This window comes from Streptomyces sp. NPDC003393 (assembly GCF_053589015.1).
Genome location: NZ_JBSFRB010000032.1, coordinates 56,778 through 80,656, shown reverse-complemented (window position 1 = coordinate 80,656; position 23,879 = coordinate 56,778). Strand labels below are relative to the sequence as shown.

Annotated in this window: 24 protein-coding genes and 5 tRNA genes; 9 read left to right on the top strand and 20 right to left on the bottom strand. The window is 71.7% G+C overall.

The window, feature by feature from the left end:
• Positions 1-30 precede the first annotated feature (30 nt).
• The gene (locus ACWDUZ_RS26885; RefSeq protein WP_451634388.1) at positions 31-318 is read left to right on the top strand and encodes a hypothetical protein; all 288 of its coding nucleotides are present in this window, start codon (positions 31-33) and stop codon (positions 316-318) included.
• A 165-nt stretch (positions 319-483) separates the two neighbouring features.
• Here the strand turns inward: ACWDUZ_RS26885 and ACWDUZ_RS26880 are convergent, their stop codons facing one another.
• Positions 484-2,274: a DAK2 domain-containing protein gene (locus ACWDUZ_RS26880; protein ID WP_451634373.1), complete on the bottom strand. Its 1,791-nt coding sequence runs from the start codon at positions 2,272-2,274 to the stop codon at positions 484-486.
• 266 nt (positions 2,275-2,540) lie between these two features.
• On the opposite strand from ACWDUZ_RS26880, the gene rpmB reads away from it, so the two are divergent.
• The gene (rpmB, locus tag ACWDUZ_RS26875; protein WP_003993230.1) at positions 2,541-2,726 is read left to right on the top strand and encodes a 50S ribosomal protein L28; all 186 of its coding nucleotides are present in this window, start codon (positions 2,541-2,543) and stop codon (positions 2,724-2,726) included.
• 102 nt (positions 2,727-2,828) lie between these two features.
• Here rpmB and thiD read toward each other — a convergent pair whose 3' ends face one another.
• Both thiD and ACWDUZ_RS26865 read right to left on the bottom strand, forming a co-directional pair.
• On the bottom strand, positions 2,829-3,674 hold the full coding sequence (gene thiD / locus ACWDUZ_RS26870; RefSeq protein ID WP_451634372.1) for a bifunctional hydroxymethylpyrimidine kinase/phosphomethylpyrimidine kinase: 846 nt from the start codon (positions 3,672-3,674) through the stop codon (positions 2,829-2,831).
• Positions 3,671-4,636: a thiamine-phosphate kinase gene (locus tag ACWDUZ_RS26865; RefSeq protein WP_451634371.1), complete on the bottom strand. Its 966-nt coding sequence runs from the start codon at positions 4,634-4,636 to the stop codon at positions 3,671-3,673. Before ACWDUZ_RS26865 ends, thiD begins: the two co-directional genes overlap by 4 nt.
• Before the next feature lie 206 nt (positions 4,637-4,842).
• Here ACWDUZ_RS26865 and ACWDUZ_RS26860 point away from each other — a divergent pair, with 206 nt between their 5' ends.
• Both ACWDUZ_RS26860 and ACWDUZ_RS26855 read left to right on the top strand, forming a co-directional pair.
• Positions 4,843-5,076, top strand: coding sequence for an Lrp/AsnC family transcriptional regulator (locus ACWDUZ_RS26860; RefSeq protein WP_086731387.1), 234 nt, complete (start codon positions 4,843-4,845; stop codon positions 5,074-5,076).
• A gap of 21 nt (positions 5,077-5,097) precedes the next feature.
• Positions 5,098-5,580, top strand: a complete 483-nt coding sequence (locus ACWDUZ_RS26855) for a DUF3515 domain-containing protein (protein ID WP_451634370.1) — start codon at positions 5,098-5,100, stop codon at positions 5,578-5,580.
• 24 nt (positions 5,581-5,604) lie between these two features.
• Here ACWDUZ_RS26855 and ACWDUZ_RS26850 read toward each other — a convergent pair whose 3' ends face one another.
• From ACWDUZ_RS26850 to ACWDUZ_RS26840, 3 genes are read right to left on the bottom strand one after another with little or no spacing between them, the layout of a single operon-like run.
• On the bottom strand, positions 5,605-6,762 hold the full coding sequence (locus tag ACWDUZ_RS26850; RefSeq protein ID WP_451634369.1) for a D-alanine--D-alanine ligase family protein: 1,158 nt from the start codon (positions 6,760-6,762) through the stop codon (positions 5,605-5,607).
• Positions 6,763-6,821: 59 nt separating this feature from the next.
• A complete protein-coding gene (locus ACWDUZ_RS26845) occupies positions 6,822-7,850 on the bottom strand; it encodes an NAD(P)H-dependent glycerol-3-phosphate dehydrogenase (RefSeq protein WP_451634368.1) in 1,029 nt (342 codons plus the stop codon).
• Positions 7,847-8,710, bottom strand: a complete 864-nt coding sequence (locus ACWDUZ_RS26840; RefSeq protein ID WP_451634367.1) for a lysophospholipid acyltransferase family protein — start codon at positions 8,708-8,710, stop codon at positions 7,847-7,849. Before ACWDUZ_RS26840 ends, ACWDUZ_RS26845 begins: the two co-directional genes overlap by 4 nt.
• 198 nt (positions 8,711-8,908) lie before the next feature.
• Between ACWDUZ_RS26840 and cofC the strand changes: the two genes are divergently transcribed.
• On the top strand, positions 8,909-9,547 hold the full coding sequence (gene cofC / locus ACWDUZ_RS26835; RefSeq protein WP_451634366.1) for a 2-phospho-L-lactate guanylyltransferase: 639 nt from the start codon (positions 8,909-8,911) through the stop codon (positions 9,545-9,547).
• Positions 9,548-9,831: 284 nt separating this feature from the next.
• The gene (locus tag ACWDUZ_RS26830) at positions 9,832-10,035 is read left to right on the top strand and encodes a hypothetical protein (protein ID WP_362038804.1); all 204 of its coding nucleotides are present in this window, start codon (positions 9,832-9,834) and stop codon (positions 10,033-10,035) included.
• Between the two features lie 67 nt (positions 10,036-10,102).
• Here the strand turns inward: ACWDUZ_RS26830 and ACWDUZ_RS26825 are convergent, their stop codons facing one another.
• The 4 genes from ACWDUZ_RS26825 to leuC all read right to left on the bottom strand — a co-directional run bounded on the left by ACWDUZ_RS26825 (position 10,103) and on the right by leuC (position 13,374).
• Positions 10,103-10,723, bottom strand: a complete 621-nt coding sequence (locus ACWDUZ_RS26825; protein WP_451634365.1) for an HU family DNA-binding protein — start codon at positions 10,721-10,723, stop codon at positions 10,103-10,105.
• Positions 10,724-10,860: 137 nt separating this feature from the next.
• A complete protein-coding gene (locus ACWDUZ_RS26820) occupies positions 10,861-11,091 on the bottom strand; it encodes an SCO5555 family protein (RefSeq protein WP_451634364.1) in 231 nt (76 codons plus the stop codon).
• A gap of 252 nt (positions 11,092-11,343) precedes the next feature.
• The gene (gene leuD / locus ACWDUZ_RS26815) at positions 11,344-11,937 is read right to left on the bottom strand and encodes a 3-isopropylmalate dehydratase small subunit (protein WP_451634363.1); all 594 of its coding nucleotides are present in this window, start codon (positions 11,935-11,937) and stop codon (positions 11,344-11,346) included.
• A 6-nt stretch (positions 11,938-11,943) separates the two neighbouring features.
• Positions 11,944-13,374, bottom strand: coding sequence for a 3-isopropylmalate dehydratase large subunit (gene leuC, locus ACWDUZ_RS26810; RefSeq protein ID WP_451634362.1), 1,431 nt, complete (start codon positions 13,372-13,374; stop codon positions 11,944-11,946).
• Between the two features lie 197 nt (positions 13,375-13,571).
• Between leuC and ndgR the strand changes: the two genes are divergently transcribed.
• Entirely contained in the window at positions 13,572-14,288 is a 717-nt protein-coding gene (gene ndgR / locus ACWDUZ_RS26805) for an IclR family transcriptional regulator NdgR (RefSeq protein WP_189900496.1), read from the top strand.
• A 200-nt stretch (positions 14,289-14,488) separates the two neighbouring features.
• Here ndgR and ACWDUZ_RS26800 read toward each other — a convergent pair whose 3' ends face one another.
• Positions 14,489-14,974 carry a DUF4188 domain-containing protein gene (locus ACWDUZ_RS26800; RefSeq protein ID WP_451634361.1) on the bottom strand — a complete coding sequence of 162 codons (486 nt, stop codon included), beginning with the start codon at positions 14,972-14,974 and terminating at the stop codon, positions 14,489-14,491.
• Positions 14,975-15,131: 157 nt separating this feature from the next.
• Between ACWDUZ_RS26800 and ACWDUZ_RS26795 the strand changes: the two genes are divergently transcribed.
• The gene (locus ACWDUZ_RS26795; RefSeq protein WP_451634360.1) at positions 15,132-15,782 is read left to right on the top strand and encodes a MerR family transcriptional regulator; all 651 of its coding nucleotides are present in this window, start codon (positions 15,132-15,134) and stop codon (positions 15,780-15,782) included.
• Between the two features lie 109 nt (positions 15,783-15,891).
• Here the strand turns inward: ACWDUZ_RS26795 and ACWDUZ_RS26790 are convergent.
• The 9 genes from ACWDUZ_RS26790 to ACWDUZ_RS26750 all read right to left on the bottom strand — a co-directional run bounded on the left by ACWDUZ_RS26790 (position 15,892) and on the right by ACWDUZ_RS26750 (position 20,094).
• Positions 15,892-15,964 (bottom strand) — tRNA-Glu (locus ACWDUZ_RS26790).
• 25 nt (positions 15,965-15,989) lie between these two features.
• Positions 15,990-16,061: transfer RNA gene (locus ACWDUZ_RS26785), tRNA-Gln, on the bottom strand.
• A 34-nt stretch (positions 16,062-16,095) separates the two neighbouring features.
• A tRNA-Glu gene (locus tag ACWDUZ_RS26780) sits at positions 16,096-16,168 on the bottom strand.
• A gap of 61 nt (positions 16,169-16,229) precedes the next feature.
• Positions 16,230-16,302, bottom strand: a tRNA-Glu gene (locus ACWDUZ_RS26775).
• 38 nt (positions 16,303-16,340) lie between these two features.
• A tRNA-Gln gene (locus tag ACWDUZ_RS26770) sits at positions 16,341-16,412 on the bottom strand.
• 92 nt (positions 16,413-16,504) lie between these two features.
• On the bottom strand, positions 16,505-17,266 hold the full coding sequence (locus ACWDUZ_RS26765; protein ID WP_451634359.1) for an HAD family hydrolase: 762 nt from the start codon (positions 17,264-17,266) through the stop codon (positions 16,505-16,507).
• A gap of 125 nt (positions 17,267-17,391) precedes the next feature.
• Complete coding sequence (gltX, locus tag ACWDUZ_RS26760) at positions 17,392-18,876, bottom strand: glutamate--tRNA ligase (protein WP_451634358.1); 1,485 nt, start codon at positions 18,874-18,876, stop codon at positions 17,392-17,394.
• The gene (locus tag ACWDUZ_RS26755) at positions 18,869-19,654 is read right to left on the bottom strand and encodes a fumarylacetoacetate hydrolase family protein (RefSeq protein ID WP_451634357.1); all 786 of its coding nucleotides are present in this window, start codon (positions 19,652-19,654) and stop codon (positions 18,869-18,871) included. The genes gltX and ACWDUZ_RS26755 overlap by 8 nt, the downstream gene beginning before the upstream one ends.
• Before the next feature lie 251 nt (positions 19,655-19,905).
• Complete coding sequence (locus ACWDUZ_RS26750; RefSeq protein WP_451634356.1) at positions 19,906-20,094, bottom strand: hypothetical protein; 189 nt, start codon at positions 20,092-20,094, stop codon at positions 19,906-19,908.
• Positions 20,095-20,694: 600 nt separating this feature from the next.
• Here ACWDUZ_RS26750 and ACWDUZ_RS26745 point away from each other — a divergent pair.
• Positions 20,695-23,879 (top strand): nitrate- and nitrite sensing domain-containing protein (locus ACWDUZ_RS26745; protein ID WP_451634355.1); only part of this gene is annotated, 3,185 nt, incomplete at its 3' end.

Genomic DNA, 23,879 nt, shown 5'->3' with positions numbered 1-23,879 from the left:
CGGCTGTGCGTCGAGAAGCGGCTCGGCGAGATGGAGCACCGCCACCGGCCCGCCGGGCACTCCAAACGAGCGGTCCGCGGCGCCGAGTTCAGTGTCGCCGCGCACGTCGGGGACGTGGTGCGGGCCGAGCGGGCGTACGCGGCGTGGCGGGCGTACGCGGCGTGGCGGGCGAGCCGCACGAGCAGGGCCGGCGGCAGGCCGAGCGCGGCCGGGACGCGGAGGCGCTCGTTCATGCGCACCGCCCCCGCCGAACATGTGGAGCTCTGCACGCTGACCGGCAACGCGGCACGCGCCCTCGCCGGCGGTTCGCGCTGCTGACGGACCGCCTGGTGGAGCCGGGACTGGGCAGGCGGCCGGTGCCGGCGGGGCGCGCCTGGACGGCCGGTGAACTGGCCGTTCACGCGCGGGCGGAGGCCGGAGGCCGCCGCGCCACCACAGGCCGGACGCGCCCCGGGGTCCGCCGCCGCGCCTGCGGCGGCGCCGCTACTCCACGCCGATCAGGAGCAGGGCGCCCTGCCGGCCGCCCCGATAGACCACCGTGTCCACGGCGAGGTGGGACTCACGGACGTGGATCTGAAGGTGGTCGGAGACGGTGTCCGGGGCGTCGTCGCCGAGGACGAGGGTGACCAGTTCGCCGCCGGCCGAGAGCATACGGTCCAGGACGGTCTTGGCGGTGGCCGTGACGTCCGAGCCGATCACGGCCACGTCGCCCTCGATGAGGCCGAGGACGTCACCGGCCTGGCAGATGCCCGCCGTGGTCCACGACTGGCGTTCGGCGACGGTGACCTCGGCGTGGCGGGCGGCGCCCGCCGCCGACGTCATGGCGACCACGTCCTCGTCGAAACGGCGCTCCGGTTCGTGCACCGCGAGGGCGGCGATGCCCTGGACCGCCGAGCGGGTCGGGATCAGGGCCACGCGGACACCCTCCCCGCGGGCCTGTTCGGCCGCCGCGGCGGCGGTGTCGTGCAGCTCGGCGTCGTTGGGCAGCAGGACCACCTCGCGCGCGTGGGCCCGTCGTACGGCCTCCACGAGTTCGCCGCTCGCCGGCAGCTCCCCCGGGCGGGCCGGCACCGTGGTCGCCCCGGCCTCGGTGTACAGCCCGGCCAGGCCGTCGCCGGGGACGACGGCCACCACGGCGCGCTGAGCGCGCTCCCGGGGCGGCCGCTCGGCGCGGGTGGTGTGCGCGTCGCCCGCGCCGAAGTGGGTGATCCGGATGCGGTACGGGCGCCCGGCCTCCACACCGGCCTCCACGGCGGCACCGGCGTCGTCGACGTGGACGTGCACGTTCCACAGTCCGTCGCCGCCGACGACGACCAGGCAGTCCCCGAGCCCGTCCAGCCGCTGCCGCAGCCGGTCGACGGCCGCGTCGTCGGCCTCCAGCAGGTAGATCACCTCGAAGGCGGGACCGCCCGCGGACGGCGCGGGAGCGGTGGACGGGACGCACGCGCCCGGCTCGGCAGGCTCGCAGGCGCCCGGCTCGGCGGCATGCACGCGCGCGTGCGGCACGGTGGGCTGGTCCTCGCCCGGCAGGTCGGCCCCGGCCGCCTGTGCCGCCCCGCCCGGTGGTGTGCTCTCCGTCGCCGGTGTCTCGCCCGTGAACGTCTCGACCAGGGCCGCGAGCACGGCGACCAGTCCCCGTCCACCGGCGTCGACCACTCCGGCGCGCTCCAGGGCGGCCAGCTGGCCGGGGGTGGCGGCCAGTGCCCGGCACGCGCCCTCGTAGGCGGCGCGCGCGACCGTGCCGCAGTCGCCCTCCGCCCCGGTGGCCGCGTCGGCGGCGGCGGAGGCGACCGACAGGACCGTGCCCTCGACCGGATGCGCCACCGCCTGCCGGGCCGAGTCGGCGGCGTGCCGCAGGGCGAGCCGCAGACCGCGGCCGTCGCTGTGGGCGCTCTCGTCGTCGGCGGCGAGCACCTGGGCCATGCCGCGCAGCAGCTGGGCCAGGATCGTGCCGGAGTTGCCGCGCGCGCCGATCAGCGCCCCGTGCGCCATCGCCCGCGCGGCCTCGGCCAGGGACGGCCCCGCGAGGGAGGGGCCGGGGAGCGGCAGGACCTCGACGCCGGGAGCGCCGGCCTCGTGGGCCGTGAACACGGCCTCCACCGCCGTGACCGCGGACTCCACGGTCAGGTACAGATTGGTGCCGGTGTCGCCGTCGGCCACGGGAAAGACGTTGATCGCGTCGATCTCCTCGCGTGCCCGCCCCAGCGCCCGCAGCGCCAGACCGCACCAGGTGCGCACCGCCGGCGCGTCGAACGTCTGCGGCACCTGCGCCACCTGCGCCTCCCTGAGCTGCTGGTCTGGACGGCAGCGTAGACCCAGAGGTGGTGCGCGCCGGAAGAGGGCCGGGGCGGGGCCCGGGTCCGCCATGGTAGTTTCGTGCCACGGGAGCAGACGTTGTATGCTGCTCCGGTTGCCCGATCCTGATCGGGCTCTCCCCCTGGCAACGCCACTCGGATGTCGGAGTGCTCCTTGAGCCTGAGATCCGGATCCCGGCATGCCGGGATCAACCGTAAGTGCATCTGAAGTCTTTGGAGTGACCCGTGGCTGCCAACTGCGACGTCTGCGGCAAGGGGCCGGGCTTCGGCAACAACATCTCGCACTCGCACCGCCGTACGTCCCGCCGCTGGAACCCGAACATCCAGCGTGTGCGTACCGTGGTCGGCGGGACGCCGAAGCGCGTGAACGCCTGCACCTCGTGCATCAAGGCCGGCAAGGTCTCGCGCTGACGCACAGCAACAGCTAAGCGCGCGGCCACTGCTGGTTCGCTGCACTAAGCCGGTCCACCTCGGTGGGCCGGCTTTTTGCCGTGCACGGGGATCGGCCCGGCCTCAGGGAGCGGGTGGCCACCCCGATCGAACCGCCCGGCTACCCGGCCGCGCGGGGCCCCGGAAGGTCCAGGCGTGGTCCACGGGGCCGATGCCGGCGCCGAGGGCGAACCCCGCCGCGATCGCGCCGGTGACGTACTCCTTGGCCGCTCTGACCGCCTCCGGCACGGGCCGGCCCTTGGCGAGCTGCGCGGCGATCGCGGAGGCGAGGGTGCAGCCCGTGCCGTGCGTGTGCCGGTTGTCGTGCCTCGGGGCGCGCAGCCAGTGCTCCTCGGTGCCGTCCGTGAGCAGGTCCACGGCGTCCCCGGCCAGGTGCCCGCCCTTGATCAGCACCCAGGCCGGCCCGTACTCCAGAACGGCCGTCGCGGCCTCGCGCAGCTGCTCCTCGGACGTGACGCGCACGCCGGTCAGCTGGGCGACCTCGTCCAGGTTGGGCGTGGCGACGGTCGCCGCCGGCAGCAGCTTGGTCCGTACGGACTCCAGGGCGGAGGCGGCCAGCAGCGGATCGCCGTGCTTGGAGACGCCGACCGGGTCGACGACCGTGGGCACGCCGGTCCCGGCGAGCAACTCGGCCACCGTCTCGACCAGTTCCGCCGAGGCCAGCATCCCGGTCTTGACGGCCTGGACGCCGATGTCGTCGACGACGCTGCGGTACTGGACCCGGACCGCCTCCGCGGGCAGTTCCCAGGCGCCCTGGACCCCGAGGGAGTTCTGCGCGGTCACGGCGGTGATCACGCTCATGCCGTGCGTGCCGAGAGCCAGCATCGTCTTCAGGTCGGCCTGGACGCCGGCGCCGCCGCCGGAGTCGGAGCCGGCGACGGTGAGGACACGAGGGGGCGCGGTGTTCATGCCTCGATGTCCCCGAAGTGGTCCCAGCCGCCCTTCCGGGTCCACGGCGCGCCGTCGACCGTGACCTGGGGCAGAGCCGAGGGGTTGAGCACTTCGCCGATCACCTTCCAGCGGGCCGGCAGCTTCACGTCCGGCGGGAACGTCGCCACGATGGCGTGGTCCTCCCCGCCGGTCAGCACCCACTGCAGCGGGTCGACACCGACGGCCTGCCCGATGTCGTTCATCTGAGAGGGGATGTCGATGGCGCCGGAGCGGATGTCGATGCGCACCTTGCTGGCCTCCGCGATGTGCCCGAGGTCGGCGATCAGACCGTCGCTGACGTCGCACATGGCGGTCGCGCCGAGCCCGGCGGCGGCGGGACCCGCGTGGTACGGCGGCTCGGGCCGGCGGTGCGCCTCGACGAAGGCGCGCGGGGAGCGGAAGCCGCGGGAGAGCACCGCGTACCCGGCCGCGGACCAGCCCAGCCAGCCGGTGACGGCGACGAGGTCGCCGGGCTGGGCGCCCGCGCGGGTCACCGGCTCGTGGTTGCGCAGATCGCCGAGGGCGGTGATCGACACCATGATCGTGTCGCCGCGGACCACGTCGCCGCCGACCACGGAGGCGCCCGCGACCTGGCACTCGTCGCGCAGCCCGTCCATCAGCTCGGTCGGCCAGGTGACCGGGAGTTCGACGGGGACGACCAGGCCGAGCAGCAGCGCGGTCGGCACGGCGCCCATGGCGGCGATGTCCGCGAGGTTCTGGGCGGCCGCCTTGCGGCCCACGTCGTACGCCGTGGACCAGTCCCGGCGGAAGTGCCGCCCCTCCACGAGTATGTCGGTGCTCGCCACGACCCGGCGGTCCGGGGCGGCGACCACGGCGGCGTCGTCGCCGGGGCCGACCCGGACCGCCGGGGTGGTGGTGAGACGGGAGGTGAGCTCCCTGATGAGCCCGAACTCCCCGAGCTCACCAACAGTGCCCTTCATAGCCCTTTCGCCCCTTCTGTCCCTGTCCGTTCCCGGTCGCGCGTTCACGCGGTCCTCGTTACGGTCGAGATGACCGTCAACTTCTGTCCTACCTGCACCCCGGCGCGCGGGCCACGTGCCCCGTGGGTCTCCCCGCGGCGTACGGCGACGCGATACGGTGGCGTTCCTTTTCCCCACATGATCCTCGTGGCCGCCCTGGAGGTTCCGTGGTACAGGCGTACATCCTGATCCAGACGGAGGTCGGCAAGGCGTCGACCGTCGCCGAGACGATCAGCAAACTGCCTGGTGTGATCCAGGCCGAGGACGTGACCGGACCGTACGACGTCATCGTGCGCGCCCAGTCCGACACCGTGGACGACCTCGGGCGCATGGTGGTCGCCAAGGTCCAGCAGGTGGAGGGCATCACGCGCACACTGACCTGCCCGGTCGTCCATCTGTAGCCCCCGTCTACCCTTGGGCCGGTGAACTCCTTCCGTCACCGGCTTCTCGGCCTGCCCGCCCTCGCCGTGCTGATCACCGCCGCGGGCTGCTCCTCAGCAGACGACAGCGCCACCGCGGCGGTTCCCAGCCCGGACACGGCGGTCACCAAGCTGTGCCGGAACCTGGACAAGGAGCTGCCGCGGAAGGTGGACGGACTGAGCCGCGAGGATCCACGGCCCGCCTCCGCGCTGACCGCGGGCTGGGGAAGCCCGGCGATCATACTGCGCTGCGGTGTCGCGCGACCCGCCCGGATGAACGACCCGGAGGCCGACGGCGCCGAGGTGAACGGAGTCGGCTGGCTGCTGGAGAAGCAGGGCGACGGATCCTTCCGCTTCACGACCACGCTGCGCAGGGCCTATGTGGAGGTCACCATTCCGCACAGTCGCACCGGAAACGGGGTCGCCCCGCTGGTCGGCCTGGCGCCCGCCGTCAAGAAGGCGATCCCCGAAGGGATCGCCGACTGACGCGTACGAGAAGGCCTACGGCGCTCACCGAAGTCCGGTCGGGCGGCGCAGCGCCGCCCGGATCAGACGGTCCACCAGCTCCGGGTAGGAGACGCCGGTGGCCTGCCACATCTGCGGGTACATCGAGATGGGCGTGAAGCCGGGCATGGTGTTGATCTCGTTGATCACGAACTCGCCGTCCTCGGTGAGGAAGAAGTCCGCGCGGACCAGGCCCTCGCAGGAGGCCGCCTCGAAGGCGTCCACCGCCAGCCGGCGCACCTCGACGGTCTCCTCCTCGGTCAGCGGGGCGGGCACGATGCCGGGCGTGGAGTCGATGTACTTCGCCTCGAAGTCGTAGTACGCGTGCGCCTCGGGCGGCGGGATCTCGGCCGGTACGGAGGCGCGCGGGCCGTCCTCGAACTCCAGCACCCCGCACTCGATCTCCCGGCCACGCACGGCGGCCTCCACGAGCACCTTCGGGTCGTGCCGCCGGGCCTCCTCGATCGCCTCGTCCAGACCCGAGAGGTCCTCTACCTTGGTGATGCCGATGGAGGAGCCCGCGCGCGCGGGCTTCACGAACAGCGGCCAGCCGTGCTCGCCGGCGAAGTCGATGACCTTCTTTCGGGCGGCGGAGGCGTCGGCCGCCCACTCGCGCGGCCGGATCACCACGTACGGGCCGACCTTGAGCCCGAAGGAGGTGAACACCCGCTTCATGTACTCCTTGTCCTGGCCCACGGCCGAGGCGAGCACGCCCGAGCCCACGTAGGGCACTCCGGACAGCTCCAGCAGGCCCTGGAGGGTGCCGTCCTCACCGTAGGGGCCGTGCAGCACCGGGAAGACCACGTCGACCTCGCCGAGCGCCTTGGGCACCGAACCGGGCTCGCTGTAGACCACTTCGCGGTTGGCCGGGTCGACGGGGAGCACCACGCCGCCCTCATGGGACTCGGCGAGTTCGTCGACGCTGGGCGTACGGCGGTCGGTGATCGCCATGCGCTCCGGCTCGTCCGTGGTCAGGGCCCAGCGGCCGTCCGTCGTGATGCCGATCGGCAGGACCTCGTACTTGGCGCGGTCGATCGCGCGCAGCACCGCGCCGGCGGTGACCACGGAGATCCCGTGTTCGGAGCTGCGCCCGCCGAACACGACGGCCACGCGCGGCTTGCGGGACGGCTGCTCAGGGCTCTGGGGGAGGTTCTCGGTGCTCATATCGCGATGAGAGTACCCGTTGGTAGTGCCCCGGGGCAGCGTTGGCGGCCCCGGGTCGCTCAGCGTCGCTCGGGCTTCGCGCTGCGCGACATCAGCTCCTTGAGGGCGACCACCGGGGGCTTGCCCTCGTGCACGATGCCGACGACCGTCTCGGTGATGGGCATGTCGACGCCGTGCCGCCGGGCCAGATCCAGCACGGACTGGCACGACTTGACGCCCTCGGCGGTCTGTTTGGTGACCGCGATGGTCTCCTGGAGGGTCATGCCCTTGCCGAGGTTGGTGCCGAAGGTGTGGTTGCGCGACAGCGGCGAGGAGCAGGTGGCCACCAGGTCGCCGAGGCCGGCGAGTCCGGAGAAGGTCAGCGGGTCGGCGCCCAGGGCCGTCCCCAGCCGGGTGGTCTCGGCCAGTCCGCGGGTGATGAGCGAGCCCTTGGCGTTGTCGCCGAGGCCCATGCCGTCCGCGATGCCGACGGCCAGCCCGATCACGTTCTTGACGGCCCCGCCCAGTTCGCAGCCGACGACGTCGGTGTTGGTGTACGGGCGGAAGTACGGGGTGTGGCAGGCGGCCTGGAGCCGCTGGGCGACCGCCTCGTCGGTGCACGCCACCACGGCGGCGGCCGGCATGCGGGCGGCGATCTCGCGGGCCAGGTTGGGGCCGGTGACGACGGCGATGCGGTCGGCGTGGACCTTGGCGACGTCCTCGATCACCTCGCTCATGCGCATCGCCGAACCCAGTTCGACGCCCTTCATCAGCGAGACCAGCACCGTGTCCGGCGCGAGCAGCGGCCGCCACTGGGCCAGGTTGCCCCGCAGGGTCTGCGAGGGCACGGCGAGCACGGTGAAGTCGGCGTCGCGGGCGGCCTCGGCGGCGTCCGCGGTGGCCCGCAGGTTCTCCGGGAGTTCCATGCCGGGCAGGTAGTCCGGGTTGGTCCGGGTGGAGTTGACCGCCTCGGCGAGTTCGGCGCGGCGGGCCCACAGGGTGACGTCGCAGCCGGCGTCGGCGAGGACCGTCCCGAAGGCGGTGCCCCACGATCCGGTGCCGAAGACGGCCGCCTTGACCGGCTTGACCGGATTGACCGGCTCGCTCACGTGCCCTGCCCCTCATCCTGGACGGCTTCCCGCGCCGCTCCCGGTGCCGCCTCGCCGTCCACCGGCCCGGGCCGGCCGGCCGTCGCGGTCATGCCCTGCGTCCGGGACCGGGTCTGCGTTTGGCTCTGCTCCTGGGTCCTGCGGCGCTGCTCGATCCGCTCCCGGCGCGGGTCGTAGGGCACGGCGGGCGCCTTCTCGCCGCGGATCTGCTCCAGCTGGCGCGTGACGGCCGCCATGAGGACCTCGGTGACCTCCTTGAGCAGTTCCGGGGTCATCTCCTTGTCGTAGAAGCGCGACAGGTCCACGGGCGGGCCGGCGAGCACGTGGTGGGTCTTGCGCGGCCACAGGTTCGGCTTCTTGGCGTACGGCGGCAGGAGTTCGTTGGCGCCCCACTGGGCGACCGGAATCACCGGGCACTTGGTCTGCAGGGCGACCCGCGCCGCGCCCGTCTTGCCGGTCATCGGCCAGCCGTTCGGGTCGCGGGTGAGGGTGCCCTCGGGGTAGAAGGCGACGCACTCGCCGCGCTCCACGGCGTCGATGGCGGCACGGAAGGCGCTCAGCGCGTCCGTGCTCTCGCGGTAGACGGGGATCTGGCCGGTGCCGCGCATCGCGGCGCCCACGAGTCCCTTCCTGAAAAGCCCGCTCTTCGCCAGGAAGCGGGGCACCCGCCCGGTGTTGTACTGGAAGTGGGCGTAGGCGAAGGGGTCGATGTGGGAATTGTGGTTCACCACGGTGATGAATCCGCCGTCGGCCGGCATGTTCTCGATTCCACGCCAGTCCCGCTTGATCAGAACCAGCAGTGGTGGTTTGCAGATCACCGCTGCGAAGCGGTACCAGAAGCCGATTCTGCGGCGGGGCACGCGAACACCTTCCTCCAGGACTGCCCCCGGGGCCGGGGGCCGCACAAGTGTCGCCCCATGCCGCCGGTCTGTCGAGAACACCGTACGCCCGACCGTCACCCGCACCCGCTCTTCCAGGGGGTTCGGCGTCCCGGGCCGGGTCCGCGGGCGCCGGCCGGGCCGGGGAGAATGTCGGGGACGAGAGAGGGGCGAACGCCCGTGCCGTGGACCTTGGTCATCCCCCTGAAGCCTTTGACACAGGCCAAAAGCAGGCTGTCGGACGCCGCTCACGACGGGGTCCGCCCGGGCCTCGCCCTCGCCTTCGCGCAGGACACCGTGGCCGCGGCGCTGGCCTGCCCGGCGGTCGCGGATGTGGCGGTCGTCACGAACGACGCCGTGGCCGGGCGGGAGCTGGCCGCACTGGGCGCGCGGATCGTCCCGGACGCGCCGGGCGCCGGTCTGAACGCCGCCCTCGCACACGGGGCGGCGGCCGTACGGGCATCGCGTCCCGAAAGTCCCGTCGCGGCACTGAACGCCGATCTTCCCGCGCTCCGGCCCCTGGAATTGGACCGCGTTCTGAACGCGGCCGGAGAATTCCCACGCGCATTTCTCGCGGACGCGGCGGGGGTCGGAACAACCTTTCTCGGGGCGGGCCCGGGGCATGAATTGCGGCCACGTTTCGGGACGAATTCCCGCGCCCGTCACCGGGCCTCCGGCGCCGTGGAACTGAGGCTCGACGGGGTCGGTTCCGTACGCCAGGACGTGGACACCGGCGCGGATCTGCGGGCGGCACTGGCCCTCGGGGTGGGTCCGCACACGGCGGCTGTGTCGGCGGGGCTGCTGATTCCCGGGTCCTGAGGGCTGTCCCGCGGTCCCCGGCGGGCTCGCGGGTGCCTGGTGCAGCGCCTCGCCGTGTCGTCGTCGGTTTCCGTGGCCCGCCGTGACGCCCCCTCCGCCTCGCGACGCTCCCCCACCGCCTGAACGGCGTGCGGGGTGCCCCCGGGCACCGAACCCCGCGTCCCACCGGGCGCCGGTGGGGGGCGCCATCGCGCGAGCGGGCGCCTCCGAGGCGTCAGGCACCGGTCGCGGACGACGGGGACGACTGCCGCAGCCAGTGGTTGCCGGGCATTACGCTGGCCGTCATGCAGGCGACCGCATACACGTATGACCCCGACAGCCGCAGCGGGCAGGTGCTTCTGGACGACGGCACCCCGGTGCCCTTCGACGCGGCGGCGTTCGACGCGGGCGGTCTGCGGCTGCTGCGTCCGGGGCAGCGGGTGCGGATCGAGACGGAGGGCGAGGGGACCGCCCTGCGGATCACGCTGGTGACGCTCCAGACCTTCTGAGACCCGAAAACGCCGCGGGCCGGGCTCCCTCGGGAGTCCGGCCCGGCGCGTGGATACCTGCTCGCGCCTACTTGGTGCGGGCGGTGCTCTTCTTGGCGGTGGTCTTGCGAGCGGTCGACTTCTTGGCCGGGGCCTTCTTCGCCGTCGCCTTCTTCGCCGGGGCCTTCTTGGCCGTGGTCTTCTTCGCCGCGGCCGTGGTCTTCTTGGCCGCCGTGGTCTTCTTGGCCGCCGCGGTCGTCTTCTTCGCCGGGGCCTTCTTCGCCGTCGCCTTCTTCGCGGCGGCCTTCTTGGCCGCACCCGTCGCCTTCTTCGCGGCGGCCTTCTTGCCGGCCGCCTTGGCGATGGTGGCGGTCGGCCCGGTCAGGCTGCCCTTGGGCGCCTTCTTCACCGCGATGTCGTGCTTCGGGAGCTTCTTCGAGCCGCTCACCAGGTCCTTGAAGCCCTGGCCGGCCCGGAAGCGGGGAACGGAGGTCTTCTTGACCCGCACCCGCTCACCCGTCTGCGGGTTGCGGGCATAGCGCGCCGGACGGTCCACCTTCTCGAAGGACCCGAAGCCGGTGACCGAGACCCGGTCTCCCGCCACGACCGCGCGGACGATGGCGTCCAGCACCGCGTCGACGGCGTCGGCGGCCTGCTGCCGGCCGCCCATCTTGTCGGCAATCGCTTCTACGAGCTGCGCCTTGTTCACGTCTTCCCCTTCGGAGACCTTGCCAGAACGAAAGTGTTCAAGCTTTTCGCACGTTAGGCAGATATATACCGCAAATCAAACACGAAACGGGCTAATCACCCTTGTGCCGCAGCGGACTCGGTCGGCCTCGAAGTTGATCAGGCTTCCTCGTCGGGGATTCGACCCTCGTCGAGGTCCGCCGTGAACCGCTCCAGTCGCCTTGTCGCAGCGGCAAGATCGTGCTTGGCCGCGGCCGTAATGACCAGCAGCTTCCGGGTCAGCGCCATCCGTACGCCCTCCGGGACTTGCAGTGCGCGCACTCTTGCGTGCGCTTCCTTGAGTTGGCCCGCGACCGCCGTATAGAGCTCGAGTTGGCCGTCGTTGTCCATGCACAGATTGTGCCATCTGGGGCGAGTTGTCGCCTGCGCAGGGCACAACTCGTCGCCTCGGGCGGCCTTCCGGGCGCGCCCCGCGGCCGGGGCCCCGGCTGTCGCGTACCCCGGCAAAAACCGTCCTAACGTGGGAAGTTGCTCTGCCGCACGGCGGCGCGCCGGGGGGGCGGACCGGAAAAACGGCTGTACCCCCGATCGTGGCGATCGGGGGTACAGGGGCGTTTCGCGGTGGCCGAAACCAGCCGTTGATCAGACCGGCAGCGTGCGCGGCTTGAAGGACGGGCGCTTCGCCTCGTAGGCGGCGATGTCCTCCTCGTTGCGCAGGGTGATCGAGATGTCGTCCAGGCCGTTCAGCAGCCGCCAGCGGGAGTTCTCGTCCAGCTCGAAGGAGGCGGTGATCCCCTCGGCGCGTACCTCGCGCTCGACGAGGTCGACGGTGATCTCGGCCTGCGGGTCCCGCTCCGTGAGCTCCCACAGCGCGTCCACGATCTTCTGCTCCAGGACCACCGTGAGCAGGCCGTTCTTCAGCGAGTTGCCGCGGAAGATGTCGGCGAAGCGGGAGGAGATCACGGCCTTGAAGCCGTAGTTCTGGAGCGCCCAGACGGCGTGCTCACGGGAGGAGCCGGTGCCGAAGTCGGGGCCGGCGACCAGGACCGTGGCGCCCTCTCGCTCGGCGCGGTTGAGCACGAACTCGGGGTCCTTGCGCCAGGCCTCGAACAGCCCGTCCTCGAACCCGTCGCGGGTGACCTTCTTGAGCCAGTGGGCGGGGATGATCTGGTCGGTGTCGACGTTGGAGCGGCGCAGCGGGACGGCCCGGCCGGTGTGGGTGGTGAAGGCTTCCATGATTGATCAGACTCCAGCGGGCGTGCGGGTTGCGGCGTCGGACAGGTCGGCCGGGGAGGCCAGGTGGCCCAGGACGGCGGTGGCGGCCGCGACCTGCGGCGACACCAGGTGCGTACGGCCGCCCTTGCCCTGCCGGCCCTCGAAGTTGCGGTTGGAGGTGGAGGCGGAGCGCTCGCCCGGGGCCAGCTGGTCGGGGTTCATGCCCAGGCACATCGAGCAGCCGGCGTGCCGCCATTCGGCGCCGGCCTCCTTGAAGACCACGTCCAGGCCCTCGGAGACGGCCTGCAGGCCGACGCGCGCGGAGCCGGGGACGACCAGCATCCGTACGCCGTCGGCGACTTTGCGGTCCTTCAGGACCGCGGCGGCGGCCCGCAGGTCCTCGATGCGCCCGTTGGTGCAGGAGCCTACGAAGACGGTGTCCACCTTGACGGAGCGCAGCGGCTGTCCGGCCTCCAACGCCATGTACTCCAGGGCCTTTTCGGCGGCCAGGCGCTCCGAAGCGTCTTCGTACGAAGCCGGGTCGGGGACGGACGCCGAAAGCGGCGCACCCTGGCCGGGGTTGGTGCCCCAGGTGACGAACGGGGACAGTTCGGCGGCGTCGATGACGACCTCGGCGTCGAACTCGGCGTCGTCGTCGGACCTCAGCGTCTTCCAGTACGCGACCGCGGCGTCCCAGTCGGCGCCCTCGGGGGCGTGCGGGCGGCCCTTGAGGTACTCGAACGTGGTCTCGTCTGGGGCGATCATGCCCGCCCGGGCGCCGGCCTCGATCGACATGTTGCAGATGGTCATGCGGGCCTCCATCGACAGCTTCTCGATGGCGGAGCCGCGGTACTCCAGGATGTAGCCCTGGCCGCCGCCGGTGCCGATCCTGGCGATGATCGCCAGGATCAGGTCCTTGGCCGTGACGCCCTCGGGCAGTTCACCGTCGACGGTGATCGCCATGGTCTTCGGGCGGGCCATCGGCAGTGTCTGGGTGGCCAGCACGTGCTCGACCTGGGAGGTGCCGATGCCGAACGCCAGCGCGCCGAAGGCGCCGTGCGTGGAGGTGTGCGAGTCGCCGCAGACGACGGTCGTGCCGGGCTGAGTGAGGCCCAGCTGCGGTCCCACCACGTGGACCACGCCCTGCTCCACGTCGCCCAGCGGGTGCAGCCGGACGCCGAAGTCGGCGCAGTTCTTGCGCAGCGTCTCCAGCTGGGCGCGGGAGACCGGGTCCGCGATCGGCTTGTCGATGTCCAGGGTCGGGGTGTTGTGGTCCTCGGTGGCGATGGTCAGGTCGAGGCGGCGCACACCGCGCCCGCTCTTGCGCAGGCCGTCGAAGGCCTGGGGGCTGGTCACCTCGTGCAGCAGGTGCAGATCGATGAAGAGGAGGTCGGGCTCGCCCTCGGCGCGCCGGACGACGTGGTCGTCCCAGACCTTCTCCGCGAGTGTCCTACCCATCGCTGTTCCCTCCGGCCGGCACGTGTCCACCGACCCAACTAGAGATCTTGAGGAGGCGTCGCCCGCGCCCCTGCGTCCGGGCGACCGCCACCAGGCCCGTTGATCCGCGGGCCGCTGTGCCTTCGTGACATCAAGGGTGGCGTGTTCCACGGAAAATTGAACTTGCGTTTCACAGAGTGAGACGCGAGTATCGTTGCATGGACAACAGTAGCGGCGTCGGCGTCCTGGACAAGGCAGCCCTTGTCCTGAGCGCCCTGGAGTCCGGTCCGGCCACCCTCGCGGGTCTGGTCGCGGCGACGGGACTGGCACGACCCACGGCCCACCGGCTGGCCGTGGCCCTGGAACACCACCGCATGGTGGCGCGCGACATGCAGGGTCGATTCATTCTCGGCCCCCGCCTCGCGGAACTGGCCGCGGCCGCGGGTGAGGATCGTCTCCTCGCCACCGCGGGCCCGGTGCTCACCCATCTCCGGGACGTCACCGGGGAGAGCGCGCAGCTCTACCGCCGCCAGGGCGACATGCGCATCTGCGTCGCCGCGGCCGAGCGCCTGTCCGGCCTTCGGGACACGGTCCCGGTCGGTTCGACGCTGACGATGAAGGCGGGTTCCTCGGCGCAGGTGCTGATGGCCTGGGAGGAGCCGGAGCGGCTGCACCGCGGCCTCCAGGGCGCCCGCTTCACGGCGACGGCCCTGTCGGGCGTACGCCGCCGGGGCTGGGCGCAGTCGATCGGCGAGCGCGAGCCGGGCGTCGCGTCCGTCTCCGCGCCGGTGCGCGGCCCGTCGAACCGGGTGGTGGCCGCGGTGTCCGTGTCCGGTCCCATCGAACGCCTCACGCGCCACCCGGGCCGCATGCACGCCCAGGCGGTCATAGACGCCGCCGGCCGCCTCTCCGAGGCCCTGCGCCGCTCCGGCTGACGCACCCACCACTCACACCCGCCAGGACAGGGCCGGCCTCAACGCCGCGGCAGGCCCTGCCGAGCGGTACACGACCGCCCCCGGTGAGCCGCCTCGCGGCCGGGCGAACGGAAAATCGCGGTGCGCGCCGACGCGCCCCCGACCGGGCAGACCCGCCGAGGGACCCGACCGGCGAACGGACCGGCCGGCCTCCGCCCTCGTCAGAAGGCCCGGAGACGGTCCGCCGCCCGGTCCCCACGGTGGCCCACCGGGACGACTCCGGTGGCCCTGCCCAGGCCGTACTCGGGCATGTTCATGTAGATCGACTCATGGGAACCCGCCGCCACGACGTACGTCTCGTGCCAGAAGCCGACCTTCCCCTTCCCCTCCCGCAGCCTCCTGTTGAAGGCGGCCCAGGCCGGACGGTGGTGGCGGTCCGGGGCGGCGGCGTAGGCGAGGAGCTTCTCCTTCGACTCCCAGTACTGGACCAGGTAGAACTCCCGCACCCCGCCGAACAGGAACTTGCTGCCCAGCAGTCCGCCGTCCTTGTCGCGGGCCAGCTCCGCGATCATCGGCCCCATCGCCCTGGCGACCGGCCACCAACTCCGTAGCGCCGCGAAGCGGTTGATCCGCATGCCGATCAGGAAGACCACCACCTCACCCTCGCCCGCGGCAGTCATCCGTCCTTCGATCAGCTTCGCACCCATGACGTCCCCCATCCCTCATGCCGAACCGAGTCGGCGGCCTCGACCGGTTATTGGATAGCTACACTATCCATGCTTGGATAGTGGCACTACCCAAGCTCGGGCGCAAGAGCATTCGAGCAGCACGAGCGGGGCGAGAGGGAAAGGGCACGACACCGGGATGCGACTGGCGGAGCTGAGCACACGCAGCGGGGTCTCCACGGCGACGATCAAGTACTACCTGCGCGAGGGACTGCTGCACCCCGGCCGCCGGGTGACGGCCACCCAGGCCGAGTACGACGAGGGGCATCTGCGGCGGCTGCGCCTGGTGCGGGCACTGATCCAGGTGGGCCGGATTCCGGTGAACTCGGCGCGTGACGTGCTCGCCGCCCTCCAGGACGAGGGTCTGGACCGGAACAGCCGGCTGGGCACGGCCGTATGGGCCCTGCCGCACGGCCCGGCGCCCGACGAGGACGACCCGGCCACCGACTCCGCCCGGCGTACCGCCGCCGAGCTCATGGACCGGCTCGGCTGGCACTACGGCGGGCCGTCCGAGGGGACCCCGACCGCGCCGGCGTACGGAATGCTGGTCACCGCGATCGCCACGCTCGCCCGGCTCGGCTATCCGTCCGCCACCGCCGACCTGGAGCCGTACGCCCGCGCGATGGAGCGGATCGCGACCACCGACCTGGACCTGGTCGAGCGGTACGGGACGCCGGACGAGCAGGTGGAGGCGGCCGTAGCGCTGACCGTGCTGTACGAGCCGGTACTGCTCAGCCTGCGCCGGCTGGCGGAGGCCGAGGAGTCGTGGCGGCGGTTCGGCGAAAAGTGAGTCGGGGGGCTTGCGCCGGAAGAGTGCCGGCGGGGCCGCGCCCGGACTCCGAGCGCGGTTGCCCGGACATGCCGAAAGACCCTCCCGCGGGAGGGCCCTTCCGACTGCGTACCCCCGACCGGATTCGAACCGGCGCTACCGCCTTGAGAGGGCGGCGTGCTAGGCCGCTACACAACGGGGGCGTGATCTTGCGTTTCCGCAGATCAGCTGGTCTACCTGGACTCGAACCAAGACTAACTGAACCAGAATCAGTCGTGCTGCCGATTACACCATAGACCAAGGTGGTTTAGACCATTGCGGTCATCACCTTCAGTACCCCCGACCGGATTCGAACCGGCGCTACCGCCTTGAGAGGGCGGCGTGCTAGGCCGCTACACAACGGGGGCCCTGGCGATCCTGCATCGGGGACAACGGGAGCGACCCGGCTGTCCTCGCGGGAAGGATCTGTACCCCCGACCGGATTCGAACCGGCGCTACTGCCTTGAGAGGGCAGCGTGCTAGGCCGCTACACAACGGGGGCTTGCGGATGAGATCCGCGGTGCAGATGAGCTCTGCGAGCTGGCCTACCTGGACTCGAACCAAGACTAACTGAACCAGAATCAGTCGTGCTGCCAATTACACCATAGGCCACTGGAACGCAAGCCCCGGAGGGGTTCTTGTTCTAGCTGGTGCGCCGTCGGGTTCGCGGCCTTCCGGCCCGCTCCCGCGGCGCAGGAAGAACATTACCCGAAGGTGGACGGGGCTCCAAAACGGGTATCGACGCCGAGCACCGCCGGAAGTTCGGCGAGGGAGGCGATCCGGCGCGGGACGGCGTCCCCCGCACCCCCGGGACCACCGGAATCATCGGGTCCGCCGTGGCGCCCTCCGTCACGGTCGATCCAGACGGACAGCAGACCGGCCGCGGCCGCGCCCCGCGCGTCGACCTCCGGATGGTCGCCCACGTAGGCGACCTGGTGCGGGGCGAGCGACAGCGCCTGGCAGGCCGCGTGGAACGCCCCGGCCGCGGGCTTCGACACCCCCAGCTCCGCGGCGCACAGCACCGCCTCGAAGCGGTCGCGCACGCCGAGTACGCGCAGCTTGCGCTCCTGGACGTGCAGGCTGGAGTTGGACAGCACGGCGTGCCGGTAGTCACCGGCGAGGGCGTCCAGGGCGGGCAGTACGTCGGGGAAGAGGGCCCAGGCGGCCTCGTAGTGCCTCATGTAGCGCTCGAACCACGCGTCGGCGTCGGCGTCGGTCAGCTCCGGCCGCCCGAGGAAGACCCGCACCCGGTCCCGCCGCTGCCCCTCGAAGGACGACTCCCCGGCGGAGAAGCGCGCCCACTGGGCGTCGGTGATCCGCCGCCAGTGCGCCAGGGCCTCCTCCGCCGACCCGTACCCGTCGAGCAACCGCTCGGCCACCAGATGCGCCCGCATCCCGGCCCGGTCCGCCGCGGTGTAGTCGAACAGCGTGTCGTCCACGTCCCACAGGACGGCTCGGATGCTCATGGGACCGACCGTACCGCCGATGGGCCGGCGAACAGCCGATGCGGAGCGTGGAGCATGGACGACCGACGACCACGCGAAAGGGGCGGCAAGCGGAGTTCCGGTTGCCGCCCCTCTCGCGGGACCGGCTACGCGGCGAGCTTCGCCAGGGCGGTGTCGATGCGGGCCAGGGTCTTGTCCTTGCCCAGGACCTCCAGGGACTCGAAGAGGGGCAGACCCACGGTGCGGCCGGTGACGGCGACGCGGACCGGGGCCTGGGCCTTGCCGAGCTTGAGGCCGTGGGCCTCGCCGGCGGCCAGGACGGCCTCCTTCAAGGAGTCGGGGGAGGTCCAGTCGGCCGACTCCAGCTTCTCGCGGGCCGTCCGCAGCAGAGCGTCGCTGCCCTCCTTCATCGCCTTCGTCCAGCTCGCCTCGTCCTCGACCGGCTCGGACAGGAACAGGAAGTCGACGTTGTCCGTGATCTCCGACAGCACCTTCACCCGGGTCTGCGCGTGCGGGGCGACGGCCTGCCACTTGCCCTCGTCGAAGTCCTCCGGCGCCCAGGGCGCGAACGGCGCCTGGAGCCAGGGACGGCAGCGCTCCGCGAAGTCCTTCACATCCAGCATGCGGATGTGGTCGGCGTTGATCGCCTCGCACTTCTTCAGGTCGAAGCGCGCCGGGTTGGGGTTCACGTCCGAGATCTCGAAGGCCGCGATCATCTCCTCGACGGAGAAGATGTCCTGGTCGGCCGAGAGCGACCAGCCGAGCAGGGACAGGTAGTTGAGCAGGCCCTCGGGCAGGAAGCCGCGCTCGCGGTAGAGGTTCAGCGACGACTGCGGGTCGCGCTTGGACAGCTTCTTGTTGCCCTCGCCCATCACGTACGGCAGGTGGCCGAACTCCGGGATCCGCCGCGCGACGCCCAGCTCGATGAGCGCCTTGTACAGGGCGATCTGCCGCGGTGTGGAGGAGAGCAGGTCCTCGCCGCGCAGGACGTGGGTGATCTCCATCAGCGCGTCGTCGACCGGGTTGACCAGCGTGTAGAGAGGGGCGCCGTTCGCGCGGACGATGCCGTAGTCCGGCACGTTCTCCGGGGTGAAGGTCAACTCGCCGCGGACCAGGTCGGTGAAGGTGATGGTCTCGTCGGGCATGCGGAAGCGGACGATGGGCGTACGGCCCTGCGCCCGGTACTCCTCGACCTGCTCGGCACTCAGGTTGCGGCAGTGGCCGTCGTAGCCGGACGGCCTGCCCGCGGCGCGGGCGGCCTCGCGGCGGCTGTCCAGCTCCTCCTGCGAGCAGTAGCAGTGGTAGGCGTGGCCGGCGTCGAGCAGCTTCCGGGCGATGTCCTTGTAGATGTCCATGCGCTGCGACTGGCGGTACGGCGCGTGCGGGCCGCCGACCTCGGGGCCCTCGTCCCAGTCGAAGCCCAGCCAGCGCATCGCGTCGAGCAGCTGGTTGTACGACTCCTCGGAGTCGCGCGCCGCGTCGGTGTCCTCGATGCGGAAGACCAGGGTGCCCTGGTGGTGCCGGGCGAACGCCCAGTTGAACAGGGCGGTGCGGACCAGACCCACGTGGGGGTTACCGGTGGGCGAGGGGCAGAAACGGACGCGTACGGGAGTGCCGGGTGCGCTAGCCACGCTTGACAACCTTGTTGGTGAGAGTGCCGATGCCTTCGATGGTGACGGCGACCTCGTCGCCGACGTTCAGGGGGCCGACCCCTGCCGGGGTGCCCGTGAGGATCACGTCGCCGGGGAGCAGCGTCATGGCCTCGGTGATGTTGACGATCAGATCCTCGATGGGGTGGATCATCTCGCTGGTGCGGCCCAGCTGCCGCTGCTCGCCGTTGACGGTGAGCTGGATGGTCAGGTCGGACGCGGCGGCCAGGTCGATGTCCGTCTCCACCCAGGGGCCCAGTGGGCAGGAGGTGTCGAAGCCCTTGGCCCGCGCCCACTGCTTCTCGCGCCGCTGGACGTCGCGGGCGGTGATGTCGTTGGCACAGGTGTAACCGAAGATCACGTCCTGGACGCGGTCGCGCGGGACCTCGCGGCACAGGCGGCCGATCACCACGGCCAGTTCGGCCTCGTGGTGCAGTTCCTGGGAGAAGGAGGGGTACTGGACGGGGTCGCCGGGGCCGATCACCGAGGTGGACGGCTTGAAGAAGGCGAACGGGGCGTCCGGCACCTCGTTGCCGAGTTCGCGTGCGTGCTCGGCGTAGTTGCGGCCGAAGGCCACGACCTTGTTGGGAAGCACCGGCGGCAGCAGCCGTACCTTGCTCAGCGGCACCTTGGTGCCGGAGAGTTCGAAGTCCGCGAACGGGATGCCCTTGATGATGTCGAGGACGAGCTCGTCCGGCTGGTCGCCCTCGACCGCGCCGAAGGCGACGTTCCCGTCGATGGAGAACCTGGCGATGCGCACGGGTTGCTTGGCCCCTTGATGAGCTGGGAGGAGTCTGACGCTCCAGGCTAACGCGGCAGGGGGTGCCGCGTGGGGTCCCCAGCGCCTGGCGCACTGCCGTGGCGGGTCCGGCCGGTGCGGGCGCGGACGGCCCGGCGCGGACCCGGACACGCGTCAGGGGCGCCCCGCGTGGTGAGGCGCCCCTGGTCTTTCCCGCAGCTCTCCGTGCGGCCCGGCCGTCGGCGGTGAGCAAGCCGCGCGCGGCGCGCGTACTACTCCGTGACGGAGGCCGTGACCGGGACCTCCATGAGCACGGTGCGCCGGGGGTTGGCGGTCTGGGTGGGCAGGGAGACGGAATGCTCCGGCAGGTCCGGCGTGCGCAGGGCCTCGGCGTCCTCGAGGTGCGCCAGGGTCGTGCGCCGGGGGTTGGCTATGTTGCGGAACATCATCGTCGTCTTCACGGCTGTAAGAGACCTTGTCGTCTGCGGGCGCCTGGAGGGCGGTACGAGCCCGCCGCGTGGGCGCGTTGTCGGTTTTGCCATCTCTGTAAAGCGTCAGGCTAAACATGCAATTCCCGCCGCAGACGTGAAGACCCCGTGATTCCCGTGTGAGTTTGGTCACTGCCTCGTCCACAATCCGGACAATTTCTGGCTCCGTCTCAACTTGACGAAACGGACATTGAGCCTCTGAAACCATCATTCCGCTCCCGATCATGGCGACTGGGACACCTGAGGCTGCTCGTCGGCTCGTAGGGATATGTCCGGAATGCAGGAGCTCACATTCCACTTCGCGTAACGCGTCACTCACGCGGTGTCACGGAGGTCACAGCCTGACCCACATGCCTTGTTGGAGATCCTGCACTGTGCTGGAATGCCACGGACCGCCGCGGGATCGAGCCGGCGCGCAGGGGGCGCAACGCAGCGCCGAGTGGCGGCGAGAAGGGGGAACCAGCGCCGGTCACTCACGACCACCCGGGGAATGTTTTCAGGGCGTTCCCCACAACGCCGACACCGCCCTTCCGCGTGAGCGGAAGGGCGCCTGGTCCAGAGGTTGCGACGCTAGTGCAGGGACGTTTCAAGAGGGATGGCAGCGCTTCGGCGGAGCCGGAGTCGCACGACGGAACTGGCCCCATGAAGGGCAGCTCCTCGCCCCAGCACGCCCAGAACCCGGGCCCGGCCCCGTCCGGTGACGGCGGCGAACATCCGGGGCGTGCCGCCGCGGCCCGCCCGGCGGCGTCGGCGAGTTCCGCGCCGACGGTGAGGGCGGCCGGCAGTACGGGCCACGTCAGCACCGGCTCGCGGATCGCGATGCGCAACTGGCGCATCTCCACCCGCCTGGTCTCGCTGCTGGCGCTGCCCGTGGTCGCGGCCACCTCGCTGGGTGCGCTGCGCATCAGCGAGAACATGGACGACATCCAGCAGCTGGACAACATGAAGCTGCTGACCGACATGACCCAGCAGGCCACCGAGCTGGCGATGGCGCTCCAGGACGAGCGCGACCAGTCGGCCGGCCCGCTGTCCCACCCGTCCAGCGCGACCGCGATCGCCGTCAAGGGCTTCCGGGACAAGACCGACCGGGCCAAGACCAACTTCCTCGACGCCTCCGAGGAGATCGACGCCGCCAGCAAGGACGGCAACCTCCAGGGCGTCCGCGACACCCTCGTCGGCCTCGCCAGCGAGCTCAACGGCCTCGGCAAGATCCGCAAGACCGCTTACGAGGACGAGGGCAACTCGGCCCGCACCGTCGAGGCCTACCACCGGCTCATCACCGAGCTGCTCGGCCTGTCGCAGGACATGGCCGAGGCGACCAGCAACCCGGAGATGATCCAGCGCACCCGCGCGCTCGCCGCGTTCTCCTCGGCCAAGGAGTACGCCTCCGTCCAGCGTGCCGTCATCGCGGCCGCGCTGCCGGCGAACAACACCACCCAGGGGCACCTCTCCAGGAACGACCGCCTGTACGCGGAGTCGGCGCTGGAGGGCCAGACCTCGGAGCTCAACAGCTTCCGCAACATCTACGGCAGCGGTGTCGACGACCTCCTTCGGCCCATCGAAGAGGGCAACCCGACGATCAAGGCCGCGGACACCTACGCCAAGCGCGCCCTGGACAGCGACAACGGTCTGCAGCAGCAGGACAAGCGCTCCTACCGCGACTGGGTCGACGACAGCTCGACCAAGATCCAGCAGATGAAGAACATCGAGCACACGCTGCTCGAGAACATGGACCAGAAGGCCCGCGAGCTGCGCAGCACCACCGAGCAGGACGCCATCATCTCCGGTGCGCTGATCCTCCTGGTCCTCGGTGTGTCGCTGGTCGGCGCCTTCGTCGTGGCCCGCTCCATGATCCGTTCGCTGCGCCGGCTCCAGGAGACCGCCACCAAGGTCGCCCAGGAACGCCTGCCCGAGCTGGTCAAGCAGCTGTCGGAGTCCGACCCGCAGGACGTGGACACGTCCGTGGAGTCGGTCGGTGTGCACTCCCGGGACGAGATCGGCCAGGTGGCCTCGGCCTTCGACGAGGTGCACCGCGAGGCGGTCCGTCTGGCCGCCGAGCAGGCCCTGCTGCGGGGCAACGTCAACGCGATGTTCACCAACCTCTCGCGCCGGTCCCAGGGTCTGATCCAGCGCCAGCTGTCGCTGATCTCCGAACTGGAGTCCCGCGAGGCCGACCCGGACCAGCTGTCCTCGCTGTTCAAGCTCGACCACCTCGCCACGCGTATGCGCCGTAACGGTGAGAACCTCCTCGTCCTCGCGGGTGAGGAACCCGGCCGGCGCTGGACGCGCCCGGTCCCGCTGGTCGACGTGCTCCGCGCCGCCGCGTCCGAGGTGGAGCAGTACGAGCGCATCGAGCTGGCCGCCGTGCCGACCACCGAGGTCGCCGGCCGCGTCGTCAACGACCTCGTGCACCTGCTGGCCGAGCTGCTGGAGAACGCGACCTCGTTCTCCTCGCCGCAGACGAAGGTCAAGGTCACCGGTCACGCGCTGCCCGACGGCCGAGTGCTCATCGAGATCCACGACACCGGTATCGGCCTCTCCCCCGAGGACCTGGCCGCGATCAACGAGCGGCTCGCCTCGCCGCCCACCGTGGACGTCTCCGTCTCCCGCCGCATGGGTCTGTTCGTGGTCGGCCGGCTGTCCCAGCGGCACGGCATCCGCATCCAGCTGCGTCCGTCGGACTCCGGCGGTACGACCGCCCTCGTCATGCTGCCGGTGGACGTCGCCCAGGGCGGCAAGAAGCCGGGCTCCGGCAAGCCCGGTGGCCCGGGCGCGGGCGGACCGGCTGCCGCCGCTGCCGCCGCCGGCGCGGCCGCGGCACGACGCCAGAACGGTCAGGCGGGCGGCGGTGCGCTGGGCGCCGGCGGGGCCGGCCGGCTCGGTGCCGGAGCCGCTCCGAGCGGTCAGCTCGGCGCCGGTCAGGGCCCCCGGGCCGCGCTGCCCGGCACGGGCGGCCGACAGGGCGGGCCCGGTGCACCGGGTGGCCCCGGCGCGCCCCGCGGACCGCAGGGTCCGACGCAGCCCCAGCAGGGCCGTCCCGCTCCGGCGGGGGCGGGCGGGGGCTTCGGCGGCCGTACGCCGCAGGGTCTTCAGGCCACGGGCGCCCCACAGGGCTTCGATGACGGCCGGTCCGCGGACGGCCGTCCGGGCTACGCCGACGGAGGCCGCCAGGACGCCTTCGGCGGTGGCCGCCAGGACGCCTTCGGCAACAACCGGCAGGACGCCTTCGGCGGGAACGCGCCCGGTGGCGCGGCCCCGCGGCGCGCGGCCGGTGCCGAGCAGGGCGGGCAGCCGCAGCTTCCCCCGCGCGGTGGTCCGCGTGCCGAGCTGCCCGGCAGCAACCCGCAGCAGCGGACGCCGAGTTGGGGCAACGAAGCCGCGACGGGGCCGGACGCGCCGCGCGGTCATGACGAGGCCGAGCAGGCGCACACGTCCCGCATGCCGCGCATCGAGGACCACCGGGGTCCGGGCTCCACGGCCCAGATACCCGTGGTTCCCGCGTTCGACGACCGGCAGGGGCCGAGCGGCCCGGCGGACACCTCGTCGTTCCCCCGCCCGAACTTCGACGCCCCGCCCGCGGGTGCGAACGGCAACCAGAACACCGGCCAGTTCCCCGCTCCCGGCGTGGGCGCCGGGCAGAACACGGGCTCGTTCCAGCGCTCGGACATCTTCGGTCCGTCCGCGCCGAACGCCCCGCGGAACAACCCCTCCGACACGGGCCAGTTCGCGGCCCCGCAGGCCTACGACAACGGCTCGAC

What these genes read in the sequence shown, in the direction of transcription:
- ACWDUZ_RS26765 (WP_451634359.1), bottom strand. Translation starts at nt 17,266, where the DNA reads ATGAGCATCCGAGCCGTCCTGTGGGACGTGGACGACACGCTGTTCGAC.
- ACWDUZ_RS26865 (WP_451634371.1), bottom strand. Translation starts at nt 4,636, where the DNA reads ATGAAGGGCACTGTTGGTGAGCTCGGGGAGTTCGGGCTCATCAGGGAG.
- ndgR (WP_189900496.1), top strand. Translation starts at nt 13,572, where the DNA reads ATGGACAACAGTAGCGGCGTCGGCGTCCTGGACAAGGCAGCCCTTGTC.
- ACWDUZ_RS26820 (WP_451634364.1), bottom strand. Translation starts at nt 11,091, where the DNA reads ATGGACAACGACGGCCAACTCGAGCTCTATACGGCGGTCGCGGGCCAA.
- ACWDUZ_RS26800 (WP_451634361.1), bottom strand. Translation starts at nt 14,974, where the DNA reads ATGGGTGCGAAGCTGATCGAAGGACGGATGACTGCCGCGGGCGAGGGT.
- thiD (WP_451634372.1), bottom strand. Translation starts at nt 3,674, where the DNA reads ATGAACACCGCGCCCCCTCGTGTCCTCACCGTCGCCGGCTCCGACTCC.
- ACWDUZ_RS26850 (WP_451634369.1), bottom strand. Translation starts at nt 6,762, where the DNA reads ATGAGCACCGAGAACCTCCCCCAGAGCCCTGAGCAGCCGTCCCGCAAG.
- ACWDUZ_RS26885 (WP_451634388.1), top strand. Translation starts at nt 31, where the DNA reads ATGGAGCACCGCCACCGGCCCGCCGGGCACTCCAAACGAGCGGTCCGC.
- leuD (WP_451634363.1), bottom strand. Translation starts at nt 11,937, where the DNA reads ATGGAAGCCTTCACCACCCACACCGGCCGGGCCGTCCCGCTGCGCCGC.
- leuC (WP_451634362.1), bottom strand. Translation starts at nt 13,374, where the DNA reads ATGGGTAGGACACTCGCGGAGAAGGTCTGGGACGACCACGTCGTCCGG.
- ACWDUZ_RS26795 (WP_451634360.1), top strand. Translation starts at nt 15,132, where the DNA reads ATGCGACTGGCGGAGCTGAGCACACGCAGCGGGGTCTCCACGGCGACG.
- ACWDUZ_RS26830 (WP_362038804.1), top strand. Translation starts at nt 9,832, where the DNA reads ATGCAGGCGACCGCATACACGTATGACCCCGACAGCCGCAGCGGGCAG.